Origin of the sequence: Algoriphagus yeomjeoni (assembly GCF_049821175.1) — a bacterium.
In the GTDB taxonomy this organism is placed as follows: Bacteria; Bacteroidota; Bacteroidia; order Cytophagales; family Cyclobacteriaceae; genus Algoriphagus; species Algoriphagus yeomjeoni_A.
This window is the reverse complement of the sequence record NZ_CP187512.1, coordinates 2,635,291-2,651,779: the sequence shown is the minus strand read 5'-3', so window position 1 is coordinate 2,651,779 and position 16,489 is coordinate 2,635,291. Positions and strand designations below refer to the sequence as shown.

At 41.3% G+C, this 16,489-nt stretch carries 14 protein-coding genes; 10 read left to right on the top strand and 4 right to left on the bottom strand.

All coding sequences use genetic code 11. The annotated features are described in order from the left end of the window. The 3 genes from ACPUEN_RS10450 to ACPUEN_RS10440 all read left to right on the top strand — a co-directional run bounded on the left by ACPUEN_RS10450 (position 1) and on the right by ACPUEN_RS10440 (position 2,747). Positions 1 to 285, top strand: coding sequence for a cell division protein ZapA (locus ACPUEN_RS10450; protein WP_111610857.1), 285 nt, complete (start codon positions 1 to 3; stop codon positions 283 to 285). A 68-nt stretch (positions 286 to 353) separates the two neighbouring features. Continuing rightward, entirely contained in the window at positions 354 to 1,919 is a 1,566-nt protein-coding gene (gene rny / locus ACPUEN_RS10445) for a ribonuclease Y (protein WP_425635829.1), read from the top strand. Positions 1,920 to 1,982: 63 nt separating this feature from the next. Then, a complete protein-coding gene (locus ACPUEN_RS10440) occupies positions 1,983 to 2,747 on the top strand; it encodes a zinc-dependent peptidase (protein WP_425635828.1) in 765 nt (254 codons plus the stop codon). On the opposite strand, the gene ACPUEN_RS10435 is transcribed toward ACPUEN_RS10440, so the two are convergent. The 4 genes from ACPUEN_RS10435 to kduI are packed head-to-tail and all read right to left on the bottom strand — an operon-like array spanning position 2,737 to position 6,875. Next, positions 2,737 to 4,140 carry a tagaturonate reductase gene (locus tag ACPUEN_RS10435; protein WP_425635827.1) on the bottom strand — a complete coding sequence of 468 codons (1,404 nt, stop codon included), beginning with the start codon at positions 4,138 to 4,140 and terminating at the stop codon, positions 2,737 to 2,739. The genes ACPUEN_RS10440 and ACPUEN_RS10435 overlap by 11 nt on opposite strands. Then, entirely contained in the window at positions 4,140 to 5,198 is a 1,059-nt protein-coding gene (locus ACPUEN_RS10430) for a LacI family DNA-binding transcriptional regulator (RefSeq protein ID WP_425635826.1), read from the bottom strand. The genes ACPUEN_RS10435 and ACPUEN_RS10430 overlap by 1 nt, the downstream gene beginning before the upstream one ends. A 40-nt stretch (positions 5,199 to 5,238) precedes the next feature. Continuing rightward, entirely contained in the window at positions 5,239 to 6,024 is a 786-nt protein-coding gene (locus ACPUEN_RS10425) for a gluconate 5-dehydrogenase (protein ID WP_425635825.1), read from the bottom strand. 11 nt (positions 6,025 to 6,035) lie between these two features. Next, positions 6,036 to 6,875 (bottom strand): 5-dehydro-4-deoxy-D-glucuronate isomerase, encoded by an 840-nt coding sequence (gene kduI, locus ACPUEN_RS10420; protein WP_425635824.1) that lies wholly within the window; start codon positions 6,873 to 6,875, stop codon positions 6,036 to 6,038. A gap of 429 nt (positions 6,876 to 7,304) precedes the next feature. Here kduI and ACPUEN_RS10415 point away from each other — a divergent pair, with 429 nt between their 5' ends. From ACPUEN_RS10415 to ACPUEN_RS10385, 7 genes are all read left to right on the top strand, one after another. Then, positions 7,305 to 8,447 carry a DUF4861 domain-containing protein gene (locus tag ACPUEN_RS10415; protein WP_425635823.1) on the top strand — a complete coding sequence of 381 codons (1,143 nt, stop codon included), beginning with the start codon at positions 7,305 to 7,307 and terminating at the stop codon, positions 8,445 to 8,447. A gap of 41 nt (positions 8,448 to 8,488) precedes the next feature. Next, the gene (locus ACPUEN_RS10410) at positions 8,489 to 9,712 is read left to right on the top strand and encodes a glycoside hydrolase family 88/105 protein (RefSeq protein ID WP_425635822.1); all 1,224 of its coding nucleotides are present in this window, start codon (positions 8,489 to 8,491) and stop codon (positions 9,710 to 9,712) included. A gap of 2 nt (positions 9,713 to 9,714) precedes the next feature. Continuing rightward, positions 9,715 to 10,701, top strand: coding sequence for a pectinesterase family protein (locus ACPUEN_RS10405; RefSeq protein ID WP_425635821.1), 987 nt, complete (start codon positions 9,715 to 9,717; stop codon positions 10,699 to 10,701). A gap of 20 nt (positions 10,702 to 10,721) precedes the next feature. After that, positions 10,722 to 12,389 (top strand): glycoside hydrolase family 28 protein, encoded by a 1,668-nt coding sequence (locus ACPUEN_RS10400; RefSeq protein WP_425635820.1) that lies wholly within the window; start codon positions 10,722 to 10,724, stop codon positions 12,387 to 12,389. Between the two features lies 1 nt (position 12,390). Continuing rightward, positions 12,391 to 13,149: a rhamnogalacturonan acetylesterase gene (locus tag ACPUEN_RS10395; RefSeq protein WP_425635819.1), complete on the top strand. Its 759-nt coding sequence runs from the start codon at positions 12,391 to 12,393 to the stop codon at positions 13,147 to 13,149. Between the two features lie 152 nt (positions 13,150 to 13,301). Next, positions 13,302 to 14,087, top strand: coding sequence for a rhamnogalacturonan acetylesterase (locus tag ACPUEN_RS10390; RefSeq protein WP_425635818.1), 786 nt, complete (start codon positions 13,302 to 13,304; stop codon positions 14,085 to 14,087). Between the two features lie 174 nt (positions 14,088 to 14,261). Beyond that, positions 14,262 to 16,151 carry a pectinesterase family protein gene (locus ACPUEN_RS10385; protein WP_425635817.1) on the top strand — a complete coding sequence of 630 codons (1,890 nt, stop codon included), beginning with the start codon at positions 14,262 to 14,264 and terminating at the stop codon, positions 16,149 to 16,151. Positions 16,152 to 16,489 lie beyond the last annotated feature (338 nt).

Here is a 16,489-nt window from a genome sequence, read left to right as displayed (position 1 = left end):
ATGGAGACACTTGCCATCAGATTAAAAATAGGGGATAGAGAATATCCTATGCGTGTGAAGATCGAGGACGAGTCCAAGATCCGTCATGCTGGCAAGCTGATTAATGAAAAATTAAAAAAGTATAAAGAGGAATACGGACTGGACGATAACCAGGATTTGCTGGCAATGGTAGCATTTGATTGCATGGTGGAGTCGTTAGAAACCAGTCAAGTTAATACGGAAGATTCCGAGCATATAAAATCCAGTATTTCTCACATCAACTCCTTATTAGTTAAGGCGTTGTAATTATTCACAACACAAAAATTCAGGAGATTTTTCAGATTCCCCAAGGTTCAATTATATCCAAAATACCTATGGGAGACATACTATATATCGTCCTCGCAGCCCTTATCGGGACTGGTGCAGGAGCCGCAATTGCTGGCGCATTAATAAAAAACAAAAATGCTAAGCTGGAGGAAGAAACTCGTGATCGAGTGAAGTCTATGCTTCGCGAAGCTGAAATCAACGCCGAATCCATCAAGAAGGACAGGATTCTAGAAGCAAAGGAAAAGTACCTCAAGCTGAAGTCTGACTTTGATGAGGAGATGAGTAATAAGAAAAACATTATCATCACCAATGAGAACAAAGTAAAGCAAAGAGAGCAACAGGTTTCCAAAGAATTGGAGCAGGTGAAGAGGAAAGAAGCAGAACTGGATAGTAAGTCTGAGAACTTAAATGCGCAATTACATTCTCTCAAAGTAAAAAAAGAAGAGCTTGACCGCGTGACCAATCAGCGAATCGCTGACTTAGAGAAAGTCGCTAATCTAACTCGTGAAGAAGCGCGTGATCAATTGGTGACTATGCTTACTGAGGAAGCTAATTCCAGAGCGTCTTCTCAGATCAAAGATATACTCGACGAAGCAAAACTTACAGCTACAAAGCAGGCTAAGAAGATCGTGTTGGACACCATCCAGCGTACAGCAACTGAGCATGCAGTAGAGAACTGTGTGTCGGTATTCAACATCGAAAGTGATGATATCAAAGGTAAAATCATCGGAAGAGAAGGTAGAAACATCCGAGCGCTGGAAGCAGCTACTGGAGTAGAAATCGTTGTTGATGACACACCTGAGGCTATTATTATTTCTGGTTTTGATCCAGTGAGAAGAGAGATTGCAAGACTTTCACTTCATAGATTGGTGCAGGATGGACGTATTCACCCGGCCAGAATCGAGGAAGTAGTTGCCAAGACAGAAAAGAATATAGAAGAAGAAATCGTCGAGATAGGCGAGAGAACTTGTATAGATCTTGGGATCCATGGTCTTCACCCTGAGTTGATCAGAATGGTGGGTCGTATGAGATATAGATCTTCCTATGGTCAAAACCTATTGCAGCACTCTCGAGAAGTTGCCAAGCTTTGTGCTACTATGGCAGCTGAGATGGGGCTGAATGCGAAAATGGCCAAGCGTGCAGGTTTGCTTCATGATATCGGAAAAGTATGGCACGAAGAGCAGGAGCTACCACACGCAGTATTAGGTATGGAGCTTGCGAAGCGATACAAAGAGCATCCAGAGATTTGCAACGCGATCGGAGCTCACCACGATGAAATAGAGATGACTTCTATGATCTCTCCAATTGTTCAGGCTTCTGATGCGATTTCAGGCGCTAGACCAGGTGCAAGACGCGAAGTGATGGATAGTTATATCAAGCGTCTGAAAGACCTTGAGGAGCTTGCCTTAAGCTTCGACGGGGTTAACAAATGCTTTGCAATGCAAGCAGGTCGTGAACTTCGCGTGTTGGTAGATGCAGATAATGTAGATGACTCCACAGCAGGTAAGCTATCTTTCGACATTTCTCAGAAAATCGAGAAGGAAATGCAGTATCCTGGACAGATCAAAATTACTGTAATCAGAGAAATGAGGTCAGTAAATTACGCTAGATAACTTAAGAATTAATTCTTATTTTGAGGGCAGTTACTAATTTAGTGACTGCCCTTTTTTATACCTATGTTATTTCTTTATTCGCTTTTAGCTGAGATTTTCGAATGGCTCTATGATGGATTTACCTATTGGAATAGGCGAAAAATATCGAGCTCGGAAAGAGCTATTTTGGAAAATTATTTTCCATATTTTCAGAGACTTAATCCACTCCATCAAGATGAGTTTGTGAAAAAATTGGAGATGGTATTAACTAGAAAATCCTTTATAGGCAGGTCAGAAATAAAAGTTGTTACCCCGGAGATGAAAATACTTATTGGAGCAACTATCGTGATGGTGACTTTTGGTTGGAATGATCTACGCTTGCCTCATTTCAGTAAGATCTTAGTCTATCCAGACACCTATTACAGTACTATTTCCAAGCAATATCATCGTGGAGAAGTAAATCCACGGCATGGTATTATTGCTTTGTCTTGGAACTGCTTTTTGAATGGAATGGCCAATGAAAATGATGGGGTGAATCTAGGAATCCATGAAGTAGCTCATGCGTTGAAACTGGAAAATCAGATTTACTACAACGATGAATGCGAGTTCTTTAATCCTGAGATTTACCGATCATTTCAAGTGCTGGCAAGTGAGGAAATCCAAAAGATAAAAGCCGGAAACCTGACCGTTTTCAGGTCAAGTGCTGGGTTAGATGATGATGAGTTTTTCGCGGTAGCATTGGAGACTTTCTTCGAAAAGCCCCACGAATTTTTTGATTATCATCCCGAGCTATATGGGACTTTGGTTCGGCTGATGCGCCAAGATCCTAGGGTGTGGGTTAAGAAATAAGTAATTGGTCAACAGCTTCAGTTACAGCTTCTACTAATCCCTCGTAACCTCTTAGGTCCCCTCCCCAATAACCTCTCTCACTCAAGAGTTTATCCACGACTTCCTTTGTGCTGTCAAGTGCCCAAGCAGATTTGAACTCAGTCATTAGTGTTGGATTGTCATTAACAGGGATTTCTACTCCCTTGTAGTTACCTTTGTAGAATACTAAAAGTGCAGCGAAAGAAAGAATCAATTTTTCAGGCCATTCCTTTTTCAACTCATAATAAGCTAGCAAAGAAGGTAGCACGCGAACCTTGAATTTGGAGATGCTATTTAGCGCGATAGACTTCAATTCATGCACGATGAATGGGTTAGCAAATCGCTCTAACACATCGTTTGCAAACTGCTCCAACTCTTCCTGAGGCATGTCTAGTGTAGGTATGATTTCCTCGTAAATCGCAGCTTTCAGAAAAGCTCCGATTTCCGGGTTTTCCACTGCTTCTCTTACCGTTCTTAGGCCTTTGAGATAGGCATAGGGTACCATGGAAGTATGACCTCCATTAAGAATTCGTACTTTTTGAGTACGGAAAGGAGCGAGATTATCTACGAATTTAACATTGAGTCCAGCTTTATCCAGCGGGAATTCTTCTTTAACTGTTTCAGCTCCTTCTATTGCCCAGAAGTGGTAAGGCTCCACCATCACTGCCATGTCATCTTTGTAACCTAGATTCTCTTGAATTTCATCAATTGATCCTTTCGGAAATCCAGGTACAATTCTATCCACAAGTGTATTGCAGAATATGTTTTTCCAATCAATCCATTCCGAAAACTCTGCTGGCAACTTCCAAAAGGAAATGTACTTCTGAATACATTCTTTGAGTGCTTCTCCATTTGCTTCGATCAGCTCGCAAGGAAGAAAAATCAGTCCTTTGGAAGCATCCCCCTTGAAGGTTTTAAATCTGTGATAAAGTAGTGCGGTAAGCTTTCCAGGGAAAGTTTTGGAAATGCTTTCTGCTGAGTGATCTGTTTGATCAAAGGCGATTCCAGCCTCAGTAGTATTCGAAACCATAAATCGTAAATCTGGGTTTTCACCGATTTTCAGATATTCCTCATACTCCTCAAATACATTGGTGATCTCTGCAACACATTTTACAAGGGTTGTTTCTTGTACCAACTCTCCATTTTTCAACCCTTGCTCAATCACATGAAAAAGACAATCCTGATCCTTCATAGGATTACTTCCTGATCGGCTATGAACTTGTACGATGTGAATGTCACCGTCAAAAACATTGGCTTCATTTGATTTTTCAATCATCCAATCAGTAAAGCCCCTTAAGAAATTGCCATTTCCAAATTGAAGTATCTTAACTGGGCGTTGGGGGGTAGAATGGTTAGTTTTCGAAAGAAGTTGCATTAGGCGATAAGGTCAATAGTGCTGTTATGGTTCTGGTTTTTTAATGAAGAATTCCGAATGATCAGCTCTGGTTTAAGAATAGTTTTTTTCGAAATGACATTCTTTTGATCTTTTTGATTGAGGATCTCAAAGAAAGTTTCTGCAGTGATATTCCCCATAGGAATACTTTTTTGATTCACTGTAGTAAGTGTAGGTTCTGTGAATGAAGTGAATGGCTCATCGCCAAACCCTACTAATTTGACATCCTCAGGGAGGTTGTATCCATTTTCTTTCAAGACCTGCATTGCTCCCATAATTGAGTAGTCAGATGCAGAGAAGACTGCGTCAAAAGGTATTTTAGCATCGATGACTTCCTGCATGGATCTTCTACCGTCTTCCAACTGTAGTTTACTGAATCGTATCAATTCAAGATCTACAGGGATGCCATGCTTCTGCAAAGCGTCCTCATAGCCTCTTTTTCGTTCTTTGTAAATGTTGATGTTTTGGGAGTTGGAAAAATGTACGATGCGCTTACAGCCTTGTTCTATCAAATGCTCGGTTGCCTGAAATGCTCCATAATAATCGTCGATTACTACCTGACTTACATCAAGTTCATTTGTAACCCGATCGAATAGGACTAAAGGAATTCCTTTTTTAAGGATTTTCTTATAATGATCAACATTTTCAGTGGTCTTTCCTATTGAGGCAATAATGCCATCCACTTGTACATTGAGCAGCGCCTCAATTGTCTGCATCTCTTTTTCATAGTCGTCATAAGACTGTGAAATCACCACCTTATAATTAACGGAATTTGCAATTTCTTCAATACCTCGAATTACGGAAGAAAAGAAGTTTCGATTTGCGGTAGGTACCACCACTCCAATAAGTCTGCTTTTTCCACTTCTCAGAGCTGAAGCAATATTATTAGGTTGATAATTAAGTTCTTTGGCAGCCTTTAGTACTTTTTTCTTTGTCGCATCGGAGATCCGAGGGTTATTATTTAGTGCTCTTGATACTGTAGACGCAGTTACCTGTAGCTTTTCAGCGATATCATGAATGGTGGCTTTTCCGTTTTTCATTGCCTTTAGGTTGGGTTTAAAGTAACAAAAGCTAAAATAACTATTCTCCGATGGGCTTCCCTATAGTTGCCAAAATACCTCCATCTACATAAATGATTTGGCCGTTGACAAAATCACTTGCTGGGCTGGCTAAAAAAACCACTGCTCCACCGAGATCGTCGGGGTTTCCCCAGCGGCCAGCTGGAGTTCTATTTACAATAAAATCGTTGAAAGGGTGACCATTTACACGGATTGGAGCTGTCTGTTCAGTAGCAAAATATCCTGGGCCTATTCCATTCACCTGAATATTGTATTTGGCCCATTCGGTTGCAAGGTTTCTTGTCAGCATTTTCAAACCACCCTTTGCGGCTGCATAGGCACTAACCGTATTACGGCCGAGTTCGCTCATCATAGAGCATATGTTGATGATTTTTCCACTTCTGTTTTTCACCATAGTCTTGGCTACTCGCTGGGAAACTATAAACGGAGAAACAAGGTCAATATCCACAACTTTTCGGAAGTCTTCAGGATTCATTTCTAATGCCGGCACACGCTGGATCATCCCGGCATTGTTCACCAAAATAGCTATTTCTCCAATTTCTTCTTCGATTTTGGAGATGGCGGCATCAACAGCTTTCGCATCGCTTACATCAAACAAATAAGGATAAACTTGGATATTTTCAGCGGCATAATCTTCAATCGCAGCTTCCATTTTGGAAGGAGTATGGCCATTGATTACCAAAGTGGCCCCTTGATGAGCTAAAGCTTTCGCCATTGCCATACCCAGTCCATGAGTCGCTCCAGTGACCAAAGCAATTTTGCCTTTTAGTTCAAAATTTGGTTTCATGTGCTTTCGATTTATCTTAATTCGGAAGGTTTCACCATGTCCATGTCTCCATAGTCCATGTTTTCACCCGCCATTCCCCAGATAAAAGTATAATTGGAAGTGCCTGCGCCACTGTGAATAGACCAAACTGGTGAGATTACTGCCTGATGATTTTTCATCCAGATATGACGAGTTTCGGCTGAAGTTCCCATGAAATGAGAGACCACGTTTTCTTCCTTCAAATCAAAGTAGAAGTAGGCTTCCATCCTTCGGTCGTGCACGTGCGCTGGCATAGTATTCCAAACAGAGCCTGGCTTCAACTCGGTCATGCCCATTTGCAGTTGACAGGTTTCTACAACCGAGTTGACTAAAAGCTTATAAATCGTTCGGTGATTGGAGTTTTCTAATGCTCCAAGTGTAACCACTTCAGCATCTTCCTGTGTTATTTTTCGAGTCGGGTAGCTACAATGCGCAGGTGCCGAATTGAAATATAATAATGTCTTGCCCTCAGTAGCAGGATGAAATACTACATTCTGAATACCCTTTCCTATATAAAGAGCTTCCTTTCGACCAAGCGTAATCGACTCACCATCTACCTCAATCGTGCATTGATCGCCTACGTTTATAATGCCGATCTCTCGACGTTCTAGAAAGTAGGGTGCTTTTAATTGATCGACAGATTCCAATTTTACAGGTTTGTCTACGGGATGAATTCCGCCCACAATCAGCCGATCTTCCATCGTGTAAATCCCTGTGATTTGATTTGGAACGAAGATTTCCTCAAGCAAAAACTTATCTCGAATTTCTTGGGTTGGGTAATTTTTGAAATCCTCAGGATGTGAGGAATACCGTGTTTCAATAGTAGTACTCATTAGGGTCTTTGTGTAATCGTTTGCGCAATATAGTATTAATTTTGAAATTCAAATACGGATGATACTAATCGTTCACGGAGTTGTGACAAACTAGTATTTTGTATATTCAATAAAAATAGTCCATAAATGTATAAAATGATGAATTATGCATAGTTAAAATTTTTTATTATTTAATTTCTTTTTAATATGCAATCGATTGCTCAAATTATGTGAAAATTTGAGCCTTTGATTTCAAATTCCTGAGTCAATTTATAGTCTAATTCATTGATTTTAAGTGCACTAATGATTTATCAGCCTAGAGTATTCCGCAAGTCAAAACCACTGTTTTCTCAACTATTCCAAGGGTTTGTCCTAGTGGTTGCATTAAGTTGTACACAGGAGAAGAAAGTTGAAAACTCGGAAAATTCGTCTGAATCTGTTCATTTTTCTATGGAAAATTCTTTGTCCATCGATAGAAGCAGCGAAATGATTGTCATCAGCCTGGAAGAATTAAAAGAGAAATTTTATTTGGAGGATGGTGTAAGCTATCGTGTGTTTTTGGGTGATGCGGAGATTCCTTCTCAACTCAATGAAAAAGGTTCTGATAAGGGGCTGGTTTTTGTTCTTCCTTTTATAGGAGCAAATCAAAAACTTGAGATAGAAGTCAAGGCTTCATCTGACATTACTGTTCCAGATTATCCAAAACTTACACAGGCTGAACTATCACATAAATTCGGAGGTGAATTTAAAAATCGTGAATACCTGGGAGGTCACTTTGAAAATGTGGACTCACTTCACGTACCTGCAGAGCATACAGACCATTCCTGGTTTATTAGATATGAAGGCCCTGGTTGGGAGTCCGATTTAGTCGGTTATCGTTTTTATTTAGATTGGAGAAATGGGATAGATGTTTTTGGGAAAAAAGTGAATACTCCCGTTCTACAGGAAGTTGGACAGGATGGGTTTGATTCTTATCACGAACCAGCCAATTGGGGTATGGATGTTTTGAAAGTTGGGAAAACCCTAGGTCTTGGAAGCATTGCTACCTTCGAAAATGGTAAAGCCAGAAGAGTCGATGTGACGGATAGTTTGTATGCTGAAATCACTAATAACGGCCCTGTTTACTCATCAATTTTAACCCGCTATTCTGGTTGGGATTTGCCTGCCGGCAAAACTGATATTTTGTCCAATATCTCCATTCATTCTGGAACGCGTCTATCCAAAATGGATCTCGAATCTACGAATGCAATTGACAATTACGCTACGGGATTGATCAAAGACGCTAAAGCACAAGTATTGAAAGGTGATGGGAGTCTAGCTTACAGTTATTTAGCGACTTATGGTCCGCAAAGCTTGGCTGAGGATAATTTAGGCATAGCAGTAATTTATCCGACGGCTCAATTAACGCAAGACACTGAAGATGAGCTGTCCCATATTCTGGTATTTGATTCCGGAAGTAAAAAACTCAGCTATTACTTTTTGGCGGCTTGGGAACAAGAGCCAGGTGGAATAACTTCCAAAGAAGAATTTAAAGACTATTTGGATCGGGAGATTTTAAAACTTTCCAATCCGCTGAAAATAGCTTTAAAGTGATTTTCGTCGTAAAACAGTAACAAGCAAACCCAAACTAAACCATGCTTAAACTATTCAAATTCACTTCTCTCGCCCTATTGTCAGGAGCCTTTCTTATTGCTTGCTCAGCAGAAAAATCCGAAGTCAACGAAAGTCCTGAAATCGAAAATGCTTCTGGGAAAGCCTATTCAGTGTGGATGGCTGACTCGGAAATCGCCAGAAATCCTGAAGGCTGGACAATAGATTTCAATAAGAAACCAAAATGGGAATATACCCATGGCTTGATCATGTCTTCTATGCAGGCTGTTTGGAAGCAAAAAGGTGAGCAACGGTTTTACGATTACACTAAGAAGTTTGCGGACTTCATGGTGGATAGCGCTGGAACTATTCTGACCTACAAGAAGACGGATTTCAACATAGACCGCGTGAACGGGGGTAAGTTTCTGATCAACCTTTATGAGGAATCGGGTGAAGAAAAATACAAGCTAGCTGTAGATGAACTGCGTGACCAAATGCGAAATCATCCTAGAAATAAGGTAGGTGGTTTCTGGCACAAGAAGGTCTATCCGCATCAGATGTGGCTTGACGGCATCTACATGGGTTCTCCATTTTTGGCACAATATGGAGCCACCTTCGATGAGCCTGCACTTTTTGATGATGTGGCAAATCAGATTTTGCTGATGGATAAATATGGATACAGCGAGAAAACAGGCTTGTATCATCATGCTTGGGACGAAAGCAAAGAACAGAAATGGGCCGATCCTGAGACTGGACTTTCCACCAATTACTGGGGTAGAAGTATAGGCTGGTATGCGATGGCCCTGGTCGATGTGTTGGATTTTCTACCTACACATCATCCAAAAAGAAATGATATTATCGCTGTAGCGAAAAAGCTGGCCAAAGGAATTCAGCGCTACCAAACACCGGAAGGCGTATGGTATCAGGTAGTAGATCAGGGCACGCGTGAAGGAAATTACTTGGAATCTTCCGCTTCAGGGATGTTTACTTACTTTCTATTGAAAGGTGCCCAAAAGGGCTACTTGGATCAAGAAGATCTTGCTGCCGGCAAGAAAGCATATGAAGGCATGTTAGCTGAGTTTGTCCGGGAAGATGCTGATGGAGGTATCAGCCTGACGAATGTCTGCGGCGTAGCTGGGCTTGGAGGTACTCCTTATCGGGATGGCTCATTTGAATATTATGTAGGAGAAGAGATCCGAGTGAACGATCCAAAGGGTGTTGGGCCATTTATTCTAGCTTCCTTACAATACGAGCAATTGGCTGATTAATCATGAAAAAATCAATTCTATATATTTTAGCCTTTTTTCTAAGTGGATTTCTTTTCGGTCAGGATTTTGACTTTGTAGTATCCAAAGATGGTTCAGGTGATTTTCAGACCATTCAGGCTGCTTTTGATGCAGTTCCGGATTTTCGGAAAAATGAAACCCGGATTTTATTAAAGCCTGGGGTTTATAAAGAGAAATTGGTGCTGGCAGCTTCGAAAACCAATATTTCTCTGATAGGAGAAGATGCAGAAACTACCTTGGTGACTCACGACGATTTTGCTCAAAAGAAAAACAAGTTTGGAGAAGAAATGGGGACCACTGGTTCCACCAGCTTTTTCGTTTTTGGAGATGGTTTCTATGCTAAAAACATCACGTTTGAGAATTCCGCTGGACCTGTTGGTCAGGCAGTAGCCGTTCGTGTGGATGGGGACAAAGTAGTTTTTGAGAAATGCAGATTTCTCGGATTTCAGGATACACTTTATCCACATGGAGATCGTAGCCGCCAATATTATAAAGATTGCTACATAGAAGGAACGACCGATTTTATCTTCGGTTGGTCTACGGCAGTTTTTGAAAATTGTGAGATTTTCTCCAAAAAAGGTGGAAGCTATGTCACTGCTGCCTCAACAGAAGAAGCTACTGAGTTCGGTTTTGTGTTTGTCGATTGCAAACTGACAAGTGATGCCGAAATTGGCTCAGTCTATCTGGGACGACCTTGGAGGGATTATGCGCAAACAGTTTTCATCAACACAGAAATGGGAGCGCATATCAAGCCTGAAGGATGGCACAATTGGAGTAAGCCCAATGCTGAAAAGACTGCATTTTACGCAGAGTTTGGTTCCAAAGGTCCAGGAGCAAATGCAACCCAACGTGTTTCTTGGTCACATCAATTGACTGAAAAGGAAGGGACAAAATATACGGTAAAAGCTATCCTAGCGGGAACTGACGGCTGGGATCCAACAGAAAAAATCACCAGAGAAAACAAAAACTGAAATTATTAACTACCCAAAATATGAAATTTAAAAGCCTTTTAATCCTCCTCACTTTGCTCCTGAGTATTTCTTTAGCTTTTGCGCAGCAAACACTGGAAACCATTTATGAGGGTGTGGAATTTGATATGCCAAAGGTGAAGGAGGCTAGCTTTCCTGATTTTGAAAAAAGCATTACAGAATTTGGAGCAAAAGGAGATGGTTTGACGAAGAACTCCGATGCTTTTAAATCAGCAATCGAAGCTGTGAACAAGGCCGGTGGAGGAAAAGTACTGGTACCACGAGGTGTTTGGTACACTGGGCCGATCACGATTTTGAGCAATGTGAATCTTCATCTGGAAGACGGAGCACTTATTATTTTCAGCAAGGATAAAGATGATTATCCGTTAATCGAGACCAGTTTTGAGGGTTTGAATACCATTCGTTGCCTCTCTCCAATCAATGCCTACCAAGTAGAAAATATTGCGATAACCGGTAATGGAACCATAGATGGTAGTGGGGAAGTATGGAGAGCAGTGAAGAAGGGAAAAATGACGGATTCTCAGTGGAAAGACTTGGTCAAAAGTGGCGGAATAGTAGAAGGGACGAATTGGTTTCCTTCCCAATCTTACTTGGATGGACGTAATGCAAGTTCTAGTTTCAATGTGCCGGATATTACCGATCGCGCTGAATTGGAGAAGATGAAAGATTTCCTTCGCCCGGTGATGGTTAGTATCCGCGAAAGTAAGGTAGTGTTATTAGACGGCCCGACTTTCCAAAACTCTCCAGCCTGGAATATCCATCCACTCATGAGTGAAGACGTGATCATCCGAAACCTGAATGTGAGGAACCCGTGGTTTTCTCAGAATGGAGATGGCTTGGATCTGGAGTCTTGCAAAAATGCATTGATCTATAATAACACCTTCGATGTGGGAGATGACGCGATTTGTATCAAGTCCGGAAAGGACAAAGATGGTAGAGATCGAGCCATTCCAACAGAAAATGTGATCATCAAGAACAACATCGTGTATCATGGTCACGGGGGAGTAACTGTGGGAAGTGAAATGTCCAGTGGGGTGAGGAATATCCATGTTTCTAATTGCACATTTATTGGGACAGACATTGGTCTTCGCTTCAAAAGCACACGTGGCCGAGGTGGAGTGGTGGAGAATATCTGGATTTCGGACATTGATATGGTTGGAATTCCAACTGAGGCGATTGGTTTCAATATGTTTTACACTGGAAATAGTCCTGTGATCGAAGAAGATCAAAGTGCCGATGATGAGGCGAGACAGGAAAATCTAGAGCCCGTGACAGAGGAAACACCTGTTTTCAGAAATATTAGTATGAAAAATATCACGGTAACAGATTCAGAAGTAGCAGCATTTTTTATGGGGTTACCAGAAATGAAATTGGAAAATATACGCTTGGAAAATGCTGTTTTGCAAGCGAAAAAAGGTATCACGGCAATCGATGCAGCAGGTTTGGAGCTGATTAATGTAAAGGTGTTGGGCACTGATGAGGTTCCATTGACAATATTTAACAGTCAGGGCGTAAAAGTGAGTGGTTTTACATTTGAAGAGAATGGAAAAGCTGCTGTCCGTGTACTAGGGACATCCGATAATTTAGAGTTTGACCGGGCAGATTTTAAAAGTCCAAACCAGATTACCAAAGGTAATGGTGTTTCAGAGAAAGCTATAAAACTGAAATAAGATGAAGTTGTTTGTAATTCTATTTTCAACCTTCACATTGTTTTATGCAGCGATTTTTGGTAAGGATGCAGTAGAAGGAGAAATCACTGTTTTCTTGGTAGGAGACTCCACCATGGCTGACAAACCGTACTCGGGTAGCAATCCAGAGAAAGGTTGGGGACAGGTTTTTCCGCTTTATTTCAAAGAAGGAATCCGCTTTGAAAATCATGCTGTGAACGGGAGAAGTACCAAAAGCTTTCGAGATGAAGGCCGCTGGGATGTGGTGATGGAGCGGATCAAGCCAGGAGATTACGTCATTATAGAGTTTGGTCATAATGATCAAAAGATCAATTCTGCAGACCGCTACGCATTTGCGGATTCTACCTATCGCGATAATCTGGTTAGATATGTCCAAGAGATTCGTGAAAGAGGAGGGAAGGCAGTTTTGGCGACGCCGATTTCAAGAAGGAGCTTTGATGAAAATGGAGTGTTGACCGATACGCATGGCAGATATTCTGAAGTGGTAAGAGAAGTTGCTACTGAGATGGAAGTACCGCTTTTCGATCTGCATGCAAAAACGATTGCTTTGATTGAGCAATTTGGCGTAGAAAAATCCAAGGAATTGTTTCTTCATTACCGCCCCGGAGATTACTCCCAATTCCCTGAGGGAAGAGAAGATAATACCCATCTTTCGCCAACAGGCGCTTTCAAAGTAAGTGATTTGGCAGTAGAAGAATTGAGAAAGAAATTGCCGGAGCTGGTGAAGTTTTTGAAAGATTAGAAGTGGTCCACAGTCAACCGTCGACAGTAGGTTAGCTTTAGTGGAAAAGCTCAATTACAAATAACTGTTGAGCAAATCGTTCTTCTAATAATTTAGACTGCAGTGGACTGTCGGTCGTCGTCTGTGGTTATAAATAAATAAATAAATAAACCATGAAAAAATACCTTCCAATACTTCTAGCACTGCTAGTTATCTCAGCTTTTTCCCCAAAGGAAAAGATCAAGAAAATATACCTTATCGGTGATTCTACCATGGCGGATTATTCCAATTATGGAGGTGACGATGATTACATGAAAGATCGCTATCCTGTGAAGGGTTGGGGTCAGGTTTTTCAAGAGTTTATGAGTAAAGAAAACCTAAAGTCATTAACTGGTTTGGTGGATGCTGACTCCGTAATTGTCGATGATAGAGCTCGTGGAGGCAGAAGTACGCGGACGTTTTTCGAAGAAGGACGTTGGTCGGCTGTTTATAAGGATTTGCAAGCTGGCGATTTGGTAATTATGCAATTTGGCCACAACGATGCGGCGGTGGAAAAAACTGAGCGCTATGTGACGGTGGAAGGTTACAAGGAATACATTCGGTTGTTTGTAAATCAAACCCGAGAGAAAGGTGCGACTCCGATTGTGCTGACGCCGGTGGCGAGAAATTACCCTTGGAAAGACGGTCATTTGGAGAATGTCCATGGTGAATATGATGCTGCAGCCAAAGAAGTGGCAGCGGAGCTGGATGCTTTAATGATAGATTTGAATCAGCGTTCGATGGATTTTTTCTCTGCAAAAGGGCAGGAATATGTGACCGAGAATTACTTTATGAACTTTGGCCCAGGGCTATACGAAGCTTATCCAGATGGTCAAAAGGACAATACACATTTTCAGCCTGCTGGAGCGAAAGCTGTTGCTGCGTTGGTGCTGGAAGGGATGAGGGATATTGTGAAGTAGCAGGTATTAAGCAGCAAGTATCAAGTATCAAGAACGTAGAGCCAAGAGCTTAGAATAAAGAGTCAAGAGCCAAGAATCAAGTATCAAGACAATAGAATCTAGATCCAAGAAGAAAGTATTAAGAACCAGGAGGCTATAAAACCAGAAAGTATGGAAGTAATGATGAAAAGGTTTATGAAATCAACATTTTTTTATCTGGTGTTTTTGCTCTTGATAATTGGCAATTCTTTTTCTCAGGTGCCTTCTGTAGAAATCAAACCGCTTGATTCGGAAGCACTGAAAGGCAAAATCGAACATGATATTGTCGTATCCCAAGATGGTTCCGGACATTTCAAATCGATTGGAGAAGCATTGGATGCAATTCGGGTTTATCTTCCGAAACCATTGACGGTTTATATCAAGCCGGGAATTTACAAGGAGAAATTAACAATTCTGGGTCCAGTGACCAATGTGACTTTTGTAGGCGAAAGCCCTGAAAATACCATCATTACCTACGATGATTTTGCAGCGAAAGACAATATGGGAACTTTCGAAACTTATACCTTGAAAGTCCTTGGCAATTCATTGACTTTCAAAAATCTCACCATACAAAATACAGCTGGACCAGTTGGGCAGGCAGTGGCGCTTCATGCGGAGGGTGATCGCTTGGTGTTCGAGAATTGCCGCTTTATAGGAGATCAGGATACCATGTTTGCTTCAGGTGAAAACTCCCGTCAACTCTACAAGAATTGCTATATCGAGGGCACAACGGATTTTATCTTCGGCTCGGCCACGGCTCTTTTTGAAAACTGTGTGATCCATTCCAAATCAGATTCCTACATCACTGCGGCTTCGACTCCAGAGTGGGTGGAATACGGTTATGTTTTCAAGAACTGTAGACTCACTTCCGCTGAAGGCGTGACGAAGGTTTATTTGGGAAGACCCTGGCGGGATTTTGCCAAAACTGTTTTCATAAATACTGAAATGGGAGCTCACATCGTCCCAGAAGGTTGGCATAATTGGAACCGGGAAAAAGCGGAACAGACTGTTTTCTATGCAGAATCTGGAAGTTTTGGTGCTGGTGCTAATGCAGATTCACGGGTAGAATGGTCTCATCAGCTAAGTGCAGATGAACTCAAAAGTTATAGCACTGATTTAATCTTCTCAGGCAAAACTACCGATGCAGATTACTTTGGAAATCGCTGGTTTGGCTATCGGAAAGACATTTCTTTTAATCTGCAAGATGCATGGAAAAAGGATGTGAAGAATTTTCCGGAGATCAAGCCTGTTGTGATTCTTTCCAGCGAATCAGTAACGGAAAGTAAAGGGCATGTCTATAAAAAGCTCGGAGGTAGGGAGCTGAAGTTGGATGTATTTTCGCCAACACAGGCTGAGTCTTTACGTCCGGGGATCGTCATGATTCATGGTGGTGGATGGAAATCCGGTGATAAAGAACTACAGATTCCAATGGCGATAGCCTTGGCAGAAAAGGGATATGTGACTTCAGTTGTTGAATATAGACTTTCGCCGGAGGCACAATATCCTGCTGCGATTCATGATGTAAAGGAAGCGATTCGTTGGCTGAAGGTGCATGCGAATGAAATTGGATTGGATACTACACAAATAGCCATTTCTGGAAGTTCTGCCGGCGGTCAGATTGCTGCATTGGTAGGAATGACAAACTCATTGGAATACGAAGGCTTCACTGAGTTATCTGCTTCTTCAGCTGTTCAAGCGATTATAGACATGGACGGAGTTTTGGCATTTCACCATCCTGAATCAGCTGAAGGTCAGGTGGCATCAGAGTGGCTTGGTGGGACATACGAGCAGAAACCGGAAGTCTGGGATGAAGCTTCTCCATTGTATTTAAAAGCACCAGAAATGGTTCCCATACTTTTTATCAATTCTCAGTATCCTAGATTTCATGCGGGAAGAGACGAGTTGATAGTCAAATTGACTGAAAAAGGAGTCTATTCTGAGGTTCATACTTTTCCTGGCAGTCCACATCCTTTTTGGCTGTACGACACATGGTTTAATACTACAGTAGAGATAATGGCTGATTTTTTGGGAAAGACCCTGAAATAAGAATCTATTCTCACTATTATTTTAAAAATGGAGTGTAAACGATTGCACGATGTTATAAGATTTTTGCCGGTTTGATGTGCTCAGATTCCATTCTCCAAATTATTATTTTGTCAATAATAGCCTTATAGGCCATTTATTTTGAATTGCTGAAAATTTTGATAAAAATCTTGCGACATTAAATATTAATATGTAACATGCAATCGATTGCACAATAAATATCTAATATCGGCAGTCAATTCGAGCTTTATAACTTATTTAACTACTCAAATTTTACAATAACATGAAGGTACTGCTGGTCGGATTCTAAGAATTTGTCGGATGCTCTTTATCCTTAAAAA

Coding starts and splice junctions, on each gene's coding strand:
- ACPUEN_RS10415 (WP_425635823.1), top strand. CDS start 7,305: ATGGAAAATTCTTTGTCCATCGATAGAAGCAGCGAAATGATTGTCATC.
- ACPUEN_RS10440 (WP_425635828.1), top strand. CDS start 1,983: ATGTTATTTCTTTATTCGCTTTTAGCTGAGATTTTCGAATGGCTCTAT.
- rny (WP_425635829.1), top strand. CDS start 354: ATGGGAGACATACTATATATCGTCCTCGCAGCCCTTATCGGGACTGGT.
- ACPUEN_RS10405 (WP_425635821.1), top strand. CDS start 9,715: ATGAAAAAATCAATTCTATATATTTTAGCCTTTTTTCTAAGTGGATTT.
- kduI (WP_425635824.1), bottom strand. CDS start 6,875: ATGAGTACTACTATTGAAACACGGTATTCCTCACATCCTGAGGATTTC.
- ACPUEN_RS10400 (WP_425635820.1), top strand. CDS start 10,722: ATGAAATTTAAAAGCCTTTTAATCCTCCTCACTTTGCTCCTGAGTATT.
- ACPUEN_RS10385 (WP_425635817.1), top strand. CDS start 14,262: ATGAAATCAACATTTTTTTATCTGGTGTTTTTGCTCTTGATAATTGGC.
- ACPUEN_RS10410 (WP_425635822.1), top strand. CDS start 8,489: ATGCTTAAACTATTCAAATTCACTTCTCTCGCCCTATTGTCAGGAGCC.
- ACPUEN_RS10395 (WP_425635819.1), top strand. CDS start 12,391: ATGAAGTTGTTTGTAATTCTATTTTCAACCTTCACATTGTTTTATGCA.
- ACPUEN_RS10450 (WP_111610857.1), top strand. CDS start 1: ATGGAGACACTTGCCATCAGATTAAAAATAGGGGATAGAGAATATCCT.
- ACPUEN_RS10435 (WP_425635827.1), bottom strand. CDS start 4,140: ATGCAACTTCTTTCGAAAACTAACCATTCTACCCCCCAACGCCCAGTT.
- ACPUEN_RS10425 (WP_425635825.1), bottom strand. CDS start 6,024: ATGAAACCAAATTTTGAACTAAAAGGCAAAATTGCTTTGGTCACTGGA.
- ACPUEN_RS10390 (WP_425635818.1), top strand. CDS start 13,302: ATGAAAAAATACCTTCCAATACTTCTAGCACTGCTAGTTATCTCAGCT.
- ACPUEN_RS10430 (WP_425635826.1), bottom strand. CDS start 5,198: ATGAAAAACGGAAAAGCCACCATTCATGATATCGCTGAAAAGCTACAG.